12 protein-coding genes are annotated in these 13,097 nt (G+C 60.2%); 7 read left to right on the top strand and 5 right to left on the bottom strand.

The annotated features are described in order from the left end of the window. Window positions 1-10: 10 nt before the first annotated feature. Complete coding sequence (locus V9T28_RS21490; protein WP_116401367.1) at window positions 11-757, top strand: glucose 1-dehydrogenase; 747 nt, start codon at window positions 11-13, stop codon at window positions 755-757. On the opposite strand, the gene lepA is transcribed toward V9T28_RS21490, so the two are convergent. Continuing rightward, the gene (lepA, locus tag V9T28_RS21485; protein ID WP_116401366.1) at window positions 758-2,563 is read right to left on the bottom strand and encodes a translation elongation factor 4; all 1,806 of its coding nucleotides are present in this window, start codon (window positions 2,561-2,563) and stop codon (window positions 758-760) included. Window positions 2,564-3,045: 482 nt separating this feature from the next. Here lepA and V9T28_RS21480 point away from each other — a divergent pair, with 482 nt between their 5' ends. Beyond that, window positions 3,046-3,582 (top strand): HNH endonuclease, encoded by a 537-nt coding sequence (locus V9T28_RS21480; protein ID WP_116401160.1) that lies wholly within the window; start codon window positions 3,046-3,048, stop codon window positions 3,580-3,582. Window positions 3,583-3,700: 118 nt separating this feature from the next. Beyond that, entirely contained in the window at window positions 3,701-4,981 is a 1,281-nt protein-coding gene (gabT, locus tag V9T28_RS21475) for a 4-aminobutyrate--2-oxoglutarate transaminase (protein ID WP_116401159.1), read from the top strand. A 44-nt stretch (window positions 4,982-5,025) separates the two neighbouring features. Here gabT and V9T28_RS21470 read toward each other — a convergent pair whose 3' ends face one another. The 3 genes from V9T28_RS21470 to mscL all read right to left on the bottom strand — a co-directional run bounded on the left by V9T28_RS21470 (window position 5,026) and on the right by mscL (window position 8,933). Next, complete coding sequence (locus V9T28_RS21470) at window positions 5,026-6,747, bottom strand: pentapeptide repeat-containing protein (RefSeq protein ID WP_116401158.1); 1,722 nt, start codon at window positions 6,745-6,747, stop codon at window positions 5,026-5,028. An 18-nt stretch (window positions 6,748-6,765) separates the two neighbouring features. Next, a complete protein-coding gene (locus tag V9T28_RS21465; protein WP_245424115.1) occupies window positions 6,766-7,977 on the bottom strand; it encodes a pyridoxal phosphate-dependent aminotransferase in 1,212 nt (403 codons plus the stop codon). Between the two features lie 548 nt (window positions 7,978-8,525). Beyond that, entirely contained in the window at window positions 8,526-8,933 is a 408-nt protein-coding gene (mscL, locus tag V9T28_RS21460; protein WP_116401156.1) for a large conductance mechanosensitive channel protein MscL, read from the bottom strand. Between the two features lie 199 nt (window positions 8,934-9,132). On the opposite strand from mscL, the gene hemA reads away from it, so the two are divergent. From hemA to V9T28_RS21440, 4 genes are all read left to right on the top strand, one after another. Beyond that, complete coding sequence (hemA, locus tag V9T28_RS21455; RefSeq protein WP_116401155.1) at window positions 9,133-10,410, top strand: 5-aminolevulinate synthase; 1,278 nt, start codon at window positions 9,133-9,135, stop codon at window positions 10,408-10,410. 124 nt (window positions 10,411-10,534) lie between these two features. Then, on the top strand, window positions 10,535-11,323 hold the full coding sequence (locus V9T28_RS21450; RefSeq protein WP_199500155.1) for a heme ABC transporter permease: 789 nt from the start codon (window positions 10,535-10,537) through the stop codon (window positions 11,321-11,323). Beyond that, entirely contained in the window at window positions 11,320-11,466 is a 147-nt protein-coding gene (ccmD, locus tag V9T28_RS21445; protein WP_116401154.1) for a heme exporter protein CcmD, read from the top strand. The genes V9T28_RS21450 and ccmD overlap by 4 nt, the downstream gene beginning before the upstream one ends. Further along, window positions 11,463-12,050 carry a DsbE family thiol:disulfide interchange protein gene (locus V9T28_RS21440; protein WP_116401153.1) on the top strand — a complete coding sequence of 196 codons (588 nt, stop codon included), beginning with the start codon at window positions 11,463-11,465 and terminating at the stop codon, window positions 12,048-12,050. Before ccmD ends, V9T28_RS21440 begins: the two co-directional genes overlap by 4 nt. 71 nt (window positions 12,051-12,121) lie before the next feature. On the opposite strand, the gene V9T28_RS21435 is transcribed toward V9T28_RS21440, so the two are convergent. Then, window positions 12,122-13,096 carry an NADPH:quinone oxidoreductase family protein gene (locus V9T28_RS21435; protein ID WP_116401152.1) on the bottom strand — a complete coding sequence of 325 codons (975 nt, stop codon included), beginning with the start codon at window positions 13,094-13,096 and terminating at the stop codon, window positions 12,122-12,124. Window position 13,097 lies beyond the last annotated feature (1 nt).

Raw genomic sequence — 13,097 nt, 5'->3', positions numbered from 1 at the left:
GAGAGGCGACGTGTCGCTCAAGGATAAAGTTGCACTCATCACCGGGGCCGGGTCGGGGTTCGGCGAGGGCATGGCGAAGCGCTTTGCCGCCGACGGCGCGAAAATCATGGTGCTCGATCGCGATAAGGCCGGCGCGGAGCGCGTCGCGCGCGAGATTGGCGCAAATGCTCGCGCGCTCGCAGCCGACGTCGCCATTGAGCAGGATGTCGATACGGCCGTCGCCGTGACCCTTGGCGCATTCGGGCGGCTGGATATACTCGTCAACAATGCGGGTATCGGTCACAAGCCGCAAAATGCCGAATTGGTCGCACCGGAGGAGTTCGACCGTATTCTTGGCATCAATGTGCGCGGCATTTACCTTACGACGCGCGCGGTCATTCCGCATTTCAAGCGCGCCGGCGGCGGTGTCATTCTCAACATCGCCTCGACCGGTGCGGCGCGCCCGCGCCCGAACCTCGCCTGGTACAATGCGACCAAGGGCTGGGTTGTCTCGGCGACGAAAGCACTCGCGATCGAACTCGCCCCCTACAACATCCGTGTCGTCGCGCTCAATCCGGTGGCGGGCGAAACGCCGCTGCTCGCGACCTTCATGGGCGAGGATACGGAAGAGATGCGCGAGAAATTCCGCGCCTCGATCCCGATGGGACGCTTGTTGAAGTCGGAAGATCTCGCCGAGGCGGCGGCTTTCCTCTGCTCGCCAGCCGCGTCGATGATCACGGGTGTCGCCCTCGATGTGGATGGCGGGCGGTCGATCTGATCAGCTGTCCATCTTCAGCGCGGCGATAAAGGCCTCCTGCGGAATCTCCACTTTGCCGAATTGCCGCATCTTCTTCTTGCCGGCCTTCTGCTTGTCGAGGAGCTTGCGCTTGCGCGAGGCGTCGCCGCCGTAGCATTTCGCCGTCACGTCCTTGCGCAGGGCACGGATGGTTTCGCGGGCGATGATCTTGCCGCCGATGGCCGCCTGCACCGGGATCTGGAACATGTGCGGCGGGATGAGATCTTTCAGCTTTTCCACCATGGCCCGGCCACGCCCTTCCGCCCGGTCGCGGTGCACCAGCATGGAGAGTGCATCGACCGGCTCGGCATTGACCAGGATCGACATTTTGACGAGATCGCCGACGCGGTAGTCGGTGATCTGGTAGTCGAAGCTGGCGTAGCCCTTCGAGATCGATTTCAACCGGTCGTAGAAATCAAACACCACTTCGTTGAGCGGCAGGTCGTAGGTCGCCATGGCGCGGGGGCCGACATAGGACAGGTCGATCTGAATGCCGCGGCGCTCCTGGCAGAGTTTCAGGACCGCGCCGAGATAATCGTCCGGCGTCATGATCTTGGCCCGGATCCACGGTTCGCGGATTTCCTCGATCTTCATGACATCCGGCAGGTCAGCCGGATTGTGCAATTCGATCGTCGTGCCGTCGGTCAGAGCGATCTGGTAGACGACCGAGGGCGCCGTCGCGATGAGGTCGAGATTGAACTCGCGCTCCAGGCGCTCCTGGATGATTTCGAGATGCAGCAGCCCGAGGAAGCCGCAGCGGAAGCCGAAGCCGAGCGCGGCGGAGGATTCCATTTCGAAGGAGAAGCTCGCGTCGTTCAGGCGCAGCTTGCCCATGGCGGCGCGCAGATCGTCGAAATCTGCGGCATCGACCGGGAAGAGGCCGCAGAACACCACGGGCTGGGCCGGCTTGAAGCCCGGCAGCGCCTCGGCGCAGGGCTTTTTCTCATCCGTGATCGTATCGCCGACGCGGGTGTCTGCGACCTGCTTGATCTGCGCGGTGATGAAGCCGACCTCGCCCGGCCCGAGCTCGGCGACGTCCTTCATCTTGGGGGTGAAGACGCCGATGCGGTCCACCTCGTAATGGGCGTCGGTCGCCATCATCTTGATCCGCTGATGTTTTTTCAGCTTGCCATCGATGATGCGCACGAGCACGACGACGCCGAGATAGGCATCGTACCAGCTATCGACCAGAAGCGCCTTCAGCGGCGCATCCTCGTCGCCCTTCGGCGGCGGCAATTTCTTGACGATGGCTTCCAGCACCGCATGGATGTTGAGGCCGGTCTTGGCGGAAATCGGCACGGCCTCGGAAGCGTCGAGGCCGATGACATCCTCGATCTGCTGCTTGATCCGGTCCGGTTCGGCGGCCGGCAGATCGACCTTGTTCAGCACCGGCACGATTTCGTGATTGGCGTCGAGCGCATGATAGACATTGGCGAGCGTCTGCGCCTCGACCCCCTGGCTCGCGTCGACCACCAGCAACGAGCCTTCGCACGCGGCGAGCGAGCGCGACACTTCATAGGCGAAGTCGACGTGGCCGGGCGTGTCCATGAGGTTCAGGATATAGGGCTTGCCGTCGTCGGCCTTGTATTCGAGGCGCACGGTCTGGGCCTTGATGGTGATGCCACGCTCACGCTCGATATCCATGGAATCAAGCACTTGCTCGACCATGTCGCGCGCGGCGAGCGTCCCCGTCTCCTGAATCAGGCGGTCGGCCAGGGTCGATTTGCCGTGGTCGATATGCGCCACGATGGAAAAGTTGCGGATATTATCGATGCTGTGGGTCGTCATGGCGCGGGAATAGCAGGGCGCGCGGCGCTCGCCAAGGAAAATGCGCGGGTTTGGGCGGTCGGCGAAGGGCATGCGCCGATCTGACTTGACGCCCAGCCATAATTTTGACTCTATACTTCGTCAGATGCTTCGCGCGTCGAAGCCTTTTGTTCGAGGACCCTATGCGCACGACCGGCACCTTTGCCATCGCGCTCAGCGCCACCGCCGCACAGCCAGCACATGGGCTGCGCGATGGCCGCCGCATGGGTTCGTACGCCACTCCTTCTTGCAACGGCACACACCCGAGTTCGCAAGAAGCCCACTCTTAATCGCGGTGGGTTTTCCCTCCGCGTTCCACGGAGGGACTATGACGCGACATTCACATTGCCCCTGATTTTCGAGTGCCGGCGCATGTCGTTTGCCGTCGGATCGTGCATGCGGTCCAAAAATCCCTCGAACGCAACCCTTAAAACCGGCAGGAGAACCACGCAGCAAGGTGCGTCATGTCTCAACACTCTACATTGCTCTTGAACGCCGATTACCAGCCGCTGTCCTACTTCCCGCTCTCGCTCGTCTCGTGGCAGGACGCGCTGCGCGCTGTCATTCGCGGACGGGTGACGGTGGTCGCAGAATATGATGCGGTGGCGCGCAGTCCGAGCCGCACCATGCGGCTGCCCTCGGTCATCGCGCTGAAGGCCTACCAGAAGGCCGGCCGCAACGTCGCCTTCACGCGGTTCAACGTCTATTTGCGCGACCGGTTCAGCTGCCAATATTGCGGCGGGATGTTTGAGGCGAAGGGCCTGACATTCGACCACGTCGTGCCGCGCTCCAGGGGCGGCGCGACGAGCTGGGAAAATATCGTCGCCGCCTGCCATGCCTGCAACGGCGCGAAGGGAAGCCGGATGGACATGCGCCCACGGGTCATGCCGCGCAAGCCGCTGCCGTACGAATTGTTCGCGGCGGGGCAGAACTATCCGCCGAACTACCTGCACGAAAGCTGGGTCGACTATCTCTACTGGGATAGCGAGATCCGGCCCTGAGCCAACACCGCCATCGGTGCTTTTTTGGCACCATTGGCGGTGCATTTTGAACTAGGCTGCCGGGCGCATTCATGCTGGAATGCAGTTAGCTTTCCCTACATTCGTCTGGAGCTCTTTTATGTCCAATGCCTCTTTGCTTGCCCGCCGCAACGCCGCCGTGCCGCGCGGAATCGCGCATGCTACGTCCGTTTACGCCGCGCGCGCGGAAAACGCGGAAATCTGGGATGTGGAAGGCAAGCGCTATGTGGATTTTGCCGGCGGCATCGCCGTGCTCAACACCGGCCATCGCCACCCCAAGGTCATGGCCGCCGTCGAGGAGCAGTTAAAGCTCTTCACCCACACCGCCTTCCAGGTGCTGGCGTATGAGCCCTATGTCGAATTGTGCGAGCGCCTGAACAAGCTGGCGCCGTTCAAGGGCGAAGCCAAGACCGCGCTTTATACGACTGGCGCAGAGGCGGTCGAAAACGCCATCAAGACGGCACGCGCCTATACCGGCCGCGGCGGCGTCATCGCCTTCACCGGCGGTTTCCACGGCCGCACGACCTTGACCATGGCGCTGACCGGCAAGGTGCTGCCCTATAAGAAGAAATTCGGTGCTATGCCGGCCGACGTGTTCCACGTCCCCTTCCCGATCCCGCATCACGGCGTGACCGTTGAAGATTCGCTGAAATATCTCAACTTCCTGTTCAAGGCGGACATCGATCCCGAGCGTGTCGCCGCGATCATCATCGAGCCGGTGCAGGGCGAAGGCGGCTTCTATGAGGCGCCGACGGAATTGCTCGTCGCCTTGCGGAAGATCTGTGACGACCACGGCATTCTGCTGATCGCCGACGAGGTGCAGACTGGCTTTGCCCGCACGGGCAAGATGTTCGGCATCGAGCATTCCGGCGTCGAGCCGGACATGATCACCATTGCGAAATCCCTCGCCGGCGGCTTCCCGCTGTCGGGCGTGATCGGCAAGGCCGAGATCATGGACGGGCCGGAGCCGGGCGGTTTGGGCGGCACCTATGCCGGTTCGCCGGTCGCCTGCGCCGCAGCGCTCGCCGTTCTTGACGTCATCCGCGACGAGAAGCTGCTGGAGCGCTCGAACGCCATGGGCGCGAAAATCAGGGCGCGGCTCGAGGCGCTGCAACATCGCAACGACCTGCTGCCCATCGCCGCCATCCGCGGCCCCGGCGCGATGATCGGCTTTGAACTCGTCAAGCATCACGGCTCGGTCGAGCCCGATGCGGATGCGACCAAGCGCGTGACCTCCAAGGCCCTCGACCTCGGCCTGGTGCTGCTCTCCTGCGGCGTCTACAACAATACGATCCGCATTCTCGTGCCGCTCACCGCCGAGGACAAGATCGTCGACGAAGGCATGGATCTTTTGGAAAAAGCACTGTCGATCGCGGCTTAAACATCGTCAGTCTGCTGGCGGGCCGCAAACTCGCGGTCCGCCCGCTACTTTAATCTGAATTTATTGCGAAGCGCCAAGATCAAGAGAAAGAGAAAAATTGCTGTCGAAAATCCCTCGAGGATTCCGACGTATTTCTCAAATGTTGAGCTATGAGACGACAGGTCTTTAGCGGACGATAAGAACGATATAAAATTTCCTACGGTATTATCGCGAGCATGACGGAAAGCCGTCCAAAATTTTTCATGCCCGTAACAATAGCGCGAAGCTGTAATCGTGCACAAACTAACCGCTAGAATGCCGCCAATCCATTCTAGCGGTCTTTTGACGCTGCCGCCGTAGTCGCTCGATATTTCGTACAACCAATCCAGAGCTCGTGCCGATGGAGATTTTTCCAGCATACGGCGAACTCTCAGCTCCTTGCGGAAGAAGAATTGTTCGTCAGCGTGTTTCTTCAGTCGATCCATTTCCATTTTGAGGCGTTCATATGCCCAAACGTGCTGATAGACATCTTCAATATTTTCAGGCGTGGGCGGTTGCGGCCATATCACATCGTTGAATTCTGTTGCCTCATGCATGCGGGCGCCCCTGAAATCGGGTACAAACTTTTTGAAATTGACTTTGTGAAAAGAGAACCGGTTCTTCAACTCGGCGTTTCGGAAATCAGCCTTCGCGGAAAAGACCGCCAAACTAGGAGCCGAAGCATCTTGAACATACTCTTTGGGGAGGACGAGCTGCTTACCATCGGATCGCAGATCGCCAAATCTTACATTGGAAAATATGCATCCCTCAAAGCTTGCGTCACCATTAAAGATAAAGCTTTTGAAAACCAGAGCGATTCCAAATTCGGTTTTCAAGAAACTGGCTCGGTTGTCAAAGCGGACGAACTGAAACACAGTTGACGCACCGAGCTCGGTGTTCGGCAGGAATCTACATCCGTCAAAGAGAACTGGATTTTCAAAGCGAACGTTATCAAAGTGTGCGGAGCCGAAAAATTCTACCTGAACGAATTCAGTCGCTTTAACAAAATTAGCTCCGGTGAACTTAGTTGAATTATAAAATTTGCATAATCGGAATTGTGCGCGCCCAAATTGCGCCGAATCAAAGAGTGCCGCCACAGAAAAATGACTGCCTGAAAACGTGACGTGTTCAAATTTGGCGTCAGTAAAATCCGCACCGTTCTGAAAATGTACCTGTCGAAAAATCGTATCACCGTCTCGAACCGTAAGCCCTTGAAAGTCGACCTTCTGCGAAAACGCAGTATTAAATAGGTCCATGCCTGCGTTTATCTCGACATTTTTGAACGAGATTTCATCAGCGGCTGCTTGCTGGATGAATTTTTTGAACTGTACCCCCTCGAATGAAATCCCTTTTATAAAATGGCTGCCTTCGAATGATAGATGACTCGGGAGCAGAAAACCTGCAAACGATACAGGTTTGTCAAACTTTAGGCCGGAAAGATCAATGGCTTCTTCGGGACCTGGTAAACGTGCTGCAGCGCCCATTCTCTTTTGTAAGCGATTTGCTACGAATGCTTCAAAGTTCTTATTCGGCAAATTCTGGCCAAATCGATTGGCTATGCCGATATATGTCTTTGGATCCTCCGTCTGCCCAAGGACGCAAACGCGAAAAGCGTTCCACAGAAAGAGGTTTTCGCCGTGGATCTCTTTGTTGTCTGCGTCAGCGCCGTCGGTCAGTTCGCCGTGAAGCGTGAGAAGACAATACCAAATACTTTCGTTTGCGGGTTTCAATGGCTTCTCAACAGTCATTTCCAACCCTCCGCAATTTTATCCGCCTAACCACACCCGCAACCGCCGCGCCGCTTCCGCCGTGTCGTCAGGTTTGCGGGCGAGGCAGATGCGTAGATATTCCTCCCCGCCCGTGCCGAAGGCCGAGCCCGGCGCGACGCCGACCAGGGCTTCGTCGATAAGGCGCAGCGCGAGCTTGCGCGTGTCGGGTTCGCCGTCGATCGCGCAGAAGAGATAGAACGCGCCCTCCGGCCGGGCGAAACGGGCGCGGCCAGTGGCCGCGAGCGCATCGCACAGCACGTCGCGGTTCTCCGTCATGCGGGCGATCTGATGGGCGATGAAGCCCTCGCCCCGCTCCAGGGCGGCGACGGCCGCGCGCTGGATGAACACCGGCAAGCCGGACACCGAATATTGAATGAGGTTTTCGATCACCTGGCCGAGTACGGGCGGCGCTTCGAGCCAGCCGATGCGCCAGCCGGTCATCGCCCAATTTTTCGACATGGTCTGGACGAACATGACGCGGTCGTGTTCGTCGATCAGGTCATGGAAGCTCGGCGCGCGATCGCCGTCATAGACGAGGCGGCCATAGATTTCGTCGGCGATGATCCACAGACCGTGCCGGCGCGCGAGGTCGAGAAGCGCGACGAGTTCTTCACGCGTTGCCGTCCATCCGGTGGGGTTGGAGGGCGTGTTGATCACCATGGCTTTGGTATTCGGCGTGATCGCCGCTTCGAGCACTTCAAGATCGAGATGCCAGCGCGGGGTCTCACCTGCGGTGAGCGTCATCGGCACATCGACCGGGACGGCGCCGGCGGTCAGGATGGCTCCGGCGAAATTCGGCCAGGCCGGGGTCGGGACCAGCACGCTATCGCCATTGCCCGCGACGATGCGGATGGCGATCTGCAACGCCAGCATGCCGCCAGTGGTCACGAAGAAGCGCTCCGGCGCGAAGGGCGCACCATGGAGCGGCCCGTAGACACGGCTCATATAGGCGGCGATTGCGGCGCGCAATTCCGGAATGCCGCGCTGGTAGGTGTAGAAGGTCTCGCCGGCGGCAAGTGAACGGGTCGCCGCTTCGCTGATGAAAGCGGGGGTGGGCAAATCCCCTTCGCCGACCCAGAGCGGAATGAGTCCCTGGCGGCCGCGGCCGTAATTGTAGACTTCGACGATGCCGCTTTCCGGCGCGGCCAAAGCTTCCGCCCGCGCGGCGGAGAGGAAGGAACTATCAGTTATTATGGCAGCCGCGCCCACGTTTTGCCCCATCGATTCGAAAGTGAGACCATACGGCGCGGTTCGGGCAAGGGGAAATGACAGTTTTTGATGGCAAAGATCATCGCACGGTCGGAGGTAAGGCTGCGCAAGTTTGATATCTCGATTTCATAAAGGATGCTGGCTTGACCGTACGCCCGTTAAAGAAGCTCACGATCGGCCACTGCCTCATCCGCGCGTCGCAATTCCATCTGTAGTCGACATGCTTTAACACCCGCTCACGATCCATGATTTTGTCCTGTATCAATCGGACGTGCGTCTTGACGCAGTTCTTCTTTTGTTCTAAATTGTGACATTTGCTGTTTGAAGTTGTTGCGACGACTTGAACTTCAAGCTGCAGTCAACGTTCCATTCGGCGGCGGTAGACGATTGTTAAGGTCGAAACCAATTTTGGGAACGAACTGATAGAGCGAATAGCTAAGTGTGTTCAGTAGGTTATAGCATTCTGCCAGTCTTGCCGCAACGGCGCGGACAGAATTGCATCCCGTTGGATGCACTGTCGGCGCCAATCCCAACCCGTCCGCCTCGAATTACTTGTTCACCAAAGCGTCACGGATTTCCTGCAACAGCACTTCGGTCTTGGTCGGTGCGGGCGGGGCCGGCGGCGGCGCGTCCTGCTTTTTCAACGTGTTGATCAGCTTGATCACCAGGAACAGCGCGAAGGCGATGATCACGAAGTTGACCACATAGGTCAGGAAGCTGCCGTAGGCGAGGACCGCGCCAGCCTTTTTGGCGTCGGTAAGGTTGGTCGCATGCTCGCCGGTGAGCTGAATGAAATAATTGGAGAAATCGGCTTTGCCGAACGCGCCGATAATCGGCATGACGATGTCGCCGACCAAGGATTGCACGATCGCGCCAAAGGCCGCACCGATGATCACGGCAACGGCGAGGTCGACCACATTGCCCTTCATGGCAAAATCTCTAAATTCCTTAAGCATAGTAGCTCCTGCACGCAATATATTGACCCGCGCGATCATTACGGCATTCTCAAGCGAACGCAACAGTGCGTGCTGCACTGCACAAATCTCGTCCTTTTGTCCTAGGTCAATCTGTCACTCGCGCTTGGTGCTAAAAGGCTGTATGAGACTTTAGAACCAATCAAAAACCGGCATAAACCCGCGGGCACAGGAACGAAAAATGGATTACGAGCGCTATTTTGGCAGCGCCATCGACAAACTCCGGAGCGAGCGTCGCTACCGGGTTTTTGCGGATCTCGAGCGTGATGCGGAGCGTTTCCCCACCGCGCAATGGCGCCCGGCCCCGCAGGCCGAGCCGCGGGAAGTCACGATCTGGTGCTCGAACGATTATCTCGGCATGGGCCGCCATCCGCAGGTGATCGCCGCCTGCCAGGAGGCAGCGGGGCGGCTCGGCGTCGGCGCCGGCGGCACACGCAACATTTCCGGTACCCATCATCCGATCGTCGAACTGGAAGCGGAACTCGCCAGCCTGCACGGCAAGGAAGCGGCGCTCGTCTTCACCTCCGGCTGGGTCTCGAATCTCGCCGGCATTTCGACCATCGCCCAGCTCATTCCGAACTGCCTCATCCTGTCGGATGCGCTCAATCACAATTCGATGATCGAGGGGATCAAGCGCGCGGGCTGCGAGCGCAAGATTTTCCGGCACAACGATGTCGCCCATCTCGAAGACTTGCTGCGCGCGGCCGGCGACCGGCCGAAGCTGATCGTCTTCGAGAGCCTCTATTCCATGGACGGCGATATCGCGCCGATCAAGGAGATCGCACGCCTCGCCAAGACCTACGGCGCGATGACCTATATCGACGAGGTCCATGCGGTCGGCCTCTACGGCGCGCATGGCGGCGGCGTCACCGAGCGCGAGGGTCTTGCCAATCAGATCGACGTCATCGAGGGCACGCTCGCCAAAGGCTTCGGCACGCTCGGCGGCTATATCGCCGGATCGAAAGTGCTGATCGATGCGGTGCGCAGCTTCGCGCCGTCGTTCATTTTCACCACCGCCCTGCCGCCGGCCATCGCCGCCGCGGCCACCATGGCCGTCCGGCTGTCAAAGGCGGGTGAGGCGATGCGCCGGGCGCACCAGCGCCAGATCGGCCATACCAAGCATGCGCTGACCCAAGCCGGCCTGCCGGTGATGCCGAACCCCTCGCATATCGTGCCGGTGTTCGTCGGCGATCCGGAGAAATGCAAGGCTGCGAGTGACCTGTTGATGGAGCGACACGGCATTTACATCCAGCCGATCAATTACCCGACCGTGGCGCGCGGCACCGAGCGCTTGCGCATCACCCCGACGCCGTTCCACAAGGACGAGCATATCAGCGATCTCGTCGATGCGCTGGTCGATGTGTGGCACACGCTCGGCCTGCCCTTCGCGAATGCGACGCCGGTCGCCGCCGAAGGCGATCACTGCGTCTATCCGGAAATGAAGCGGGCCGCGGAGTAAGCGGTCGCGTTCCTTGACTCTCCGCGGCGACCACGGGCCGGCCCGAAATCGACGCGCAAGGCTGCACCAACCGGACGTCCGGTTGGTGGTGCGGGAGCGGGGCGAAACGTGCTAGATGTTGCCGATGGCATCTCAAACTCAACCCTTGTCTGCGCGCCTCTCCGCCTACGCCAATCCGGCGCGCTTTCTCGTCTTCGCGGCGCGGATCATTTCCTGGTTCGCCGCCGCCTCGGCAGTGCTGTTCGCCATCGGCCTCTATCTCGCCTTCTTCGCTTCCCCCGCCGATTATAAGCAGGGCGAGATGGTCCGGATCATGTATATCCACGTGCCCGCAGCCTGGCTGTCGATGCTGATCTATGCCTCGATGGCAGTCTCGGCGCTCGGCACCTTGGTCTGGCGGCATCCGCTGGCCGATGCGGCGCAAAAGGCCGCAGCGCCCCTTGGCGCGGGCTTCACCTTCATTTGCCTTGTCACCGGCTCGCTCTGGGGCAAGCCGACATGGGGCACCTGGTGGGTGTGGGACGCGCGGCTCACGTCCGAACTCGTGCTGCTCCTGATCTATCTCGGCCTCATTGCTCTGTGGCAGACCTTGGAGGAGACGGGGCTTGCCGGCCGCGCCGCTGCGATCCTGACCCTCGTCGGGGTGATCAATCTGCCGATCATCAAATTCTCCGTCGATTGGTGGAATACATTGCATCAGCCGGAATCGGTGTTCCGGATGGACGGGCCGACCTTGCCCGCATCGATGTTGTGGCCGCTCTTCGTCATGGCGCTTGCAGCAACGCTGCTGTTCGTAACATTGCATCTGATGCGGACCCGTAACGAGATTTTGCGCCGCAAGCTGCGCCGTCAAACCCTGCTCGCGGCACAAGGTGCCGATGGGCCGAATGCTGCAAGGATGCTGGCGTCATGATCGAAGATCCGCATACCGGCTTCATTCTCGCCGCCTATGCGGTCGCCGGCGTCGTCGTGGCGGCGATGATTGCGGCCGCTTGGCTGGATTACCGCCGCCTGATGCGCGCCTTGACGAAATTCAAGGACGATCGCGACGCATGACATCGGTTGAGACAAACACCGGCAGTGTCCGGCGCGTCATCATTTTCCTGCCGCTCGTCGTTCTCATCGCGCTGGCGATTCTGTTTTACGTGCGGCTCGGCGCCGGCGACGCCTCGCGCATCCCGTCCGCCTTGCTCGGCAAACCGGCGCCCGCCTTCCAATTGCCGCCGCCCGCCTCGATGCCTGAGGCGCAGGGCTTTTCGCAAAGCGATCTGCAGCAGGGCCATGTCACCCTGGTCAATGTCTTCGCCTCCTGGTGCGTGCCCTGCCACGAGGAACATCCCATTCTGATGCAGCTTGCGAATGATGCGGATCTACGCGCCAAGGGCGTCCGCATCTTTGGCATGGCGTACAAGGACGAAGCGGAAAACACGCGCCGGTTCCTAGGCGCGAAGGGTGATCCTTATGCGCAGATCGGCGACGATTCGTCGGGCCGGGTCGGCATCGATTGGGGCGTGTACGGCGTGCCGGAGACCTTCATCGTGCGGGGTGACGGCACGATCGCCTACAAATTCGTCGGCCCGCTGACCGAAGAGAGCATGCAGGCGGTCCTGCTGCCGGAGCTGAAGAAAGCCTTGCAATAGTTGAATGGAACGCGGCCTTCCAGGCCGCATGCGACAACGCAACCCATACGGCCAGGATGGCCGCGCTCCGTTCAAGCCTTGATCACCACTTTGCCGTTTGCCTCGCGGCGGCGGATGACGCCCAGCGCCGTTGCGATCTGTTCCATCGGGTAGACGGCATGCACATGCGCCGAAAGCGTCCGGGTCGCGGCCCAGGCGGCGAGCTGCGCCATATTCTCGCGATGGCCTTGCGGCGAGCGTTTCACGAATTCCCCCCAGGACACGCCCAGCACATCGCATCCTTTCAGCAAAGCGAGATTGAGCGGCACTTTCGGAATCTCGCCCGAGGCGAAGCCGACGACCAAAAACCGGCCCTGCCAGGCGATGGAGCGCAGCGCTGCCTCGCTGAGTTGCCCGCCGACGGGATCGTAAATCACATCGACGCCGTTGCCGCCGGTCAGGGTGCGCAAAGCTTCCTTGAGATCCTGATGACCGTAGTCGACCCGCTCGGACGCCCCGTGCTGCACGGCGAAGGCAAGTTTTTCCTCGTTCGAGGCGCAGGCAATCACCTTGGCGCCCATCAGGCGGCCGATTTCCACCGCCGCAATGCCGACGCCGCCCGACGCGCCGAGAACCGCCAAAGTCTCGCCCGGGCGCATCTGCGCCCGCTGTTTCAGGCTGTGCAGGGCAGTGCCATAGGTCACGGTCAGGCCCGCCGCCTGCTCGTCCGACAGGCCCTCGGGAATGTGGATGAGATCCGCGGCCTTGCACAGCACCTTCGACCGGCAGGCACCATAGCCGATGAAGCCCATGACCCGGTCGCCGATCTGGAAGCCGGTGACATCGGCGCCGATTTCACCGATGCGGCCGGCAAATTCCGCGCCCGGCGAAAAGGGCAGCGGCGGCTTGATCTGGTATTTGTTTTCGATGATCAGCGTATCGAAGAAATTGAGGCCGATATAAGTCGTCTCGACGACGATTTCGCCCGGTCCGGCGATCGGGTCGTTCAACGTTTCAACCACCAGATTTTCCGGCGGTCCGTAGGCGCGGCACAGGACAGCTTTCATG

It is taken from the genome of Methylovirgula sp. 4M-Z18 (genome assembly GCF_037890675.1).
GTDB lineage: Bacteria > Pseudomonadota > Alphaproteobacteria > Rhizobiales > Beijerinckiaceae > 4M-Z18.
This window is presented reverse-complemented; position numbering and strand designations above follow the sequence as displayed.

Bases quoted from the DNA above. Each gene is read 5' to 3' on its own strand.
- lepA (WP_116401366.1), bottom strand. From the start codon at position 2,563: ATGACGACCCACAGCATCGATAATATCCGCAACTTTTCCATCGTGGCG.
- V9T28_RS21480 (WP_116401160.1), top strand. From the start codon at position 3,046: ATGTCTCAACACTCTACATTGCTCTTGAACGCCGATTACCAGCCGCTG.
- gabT (WP_116401159.1), top strand. From the start codon at position 3,701: ATGTCCAATGCCTCTTTGCTTGCCCGCCGCAACGCCGCCGTGCCGCGC.
- V9T28_RS21470 (WP_116401158.1), bottom strand. From the start codon at position 6,747: ATGACTGTTGAGAAGCCATTGAAACCCGCAAACGAAAGTATTTGGTAT.
- mscL (WP_116401156.1), bottom strand. From the start codon at position 8,933: ATGCTTAAGGAATTTAGAGATTTTGCCATGAAGGGCAATGTGGTCGAC.
- hemA (WP_116401155.1), top strand. From the start codon at position 9,133: ATGGATTACGAGCGCTATTTTGGCAGCGCCATCGACAAACTCCGGAGC.
- V9T28_RS21450 (WP_199500155.1), top strand. From the start codon at position 10,535: ATGGCATCTCAAACTCAACCCTTGTCTGCGCGCCTCTCCGCCTACGCC.
- ccmD (WP_116401154.1), top strand. From the start codon at position 11,320: ATGATCGAAGATCCGCATACCGGCTTCATTCTCGCCGCCTATGCGGTC.
- V9T28_RS21440 (WP_116401153.1), top strand. From the start codon at position 11,463: ATGACATCGGTTGAGACAAACACCGGCAGTGTCCGGCGCGTCATCATT.
- V9T28_RS21435 (WP_116401152.1), bottom strand. From the start codon at position 13,096: ATGAAAGCTGTCCTGTGCCGCGCCTACGGACCGCCGGAAAATCTGGTG.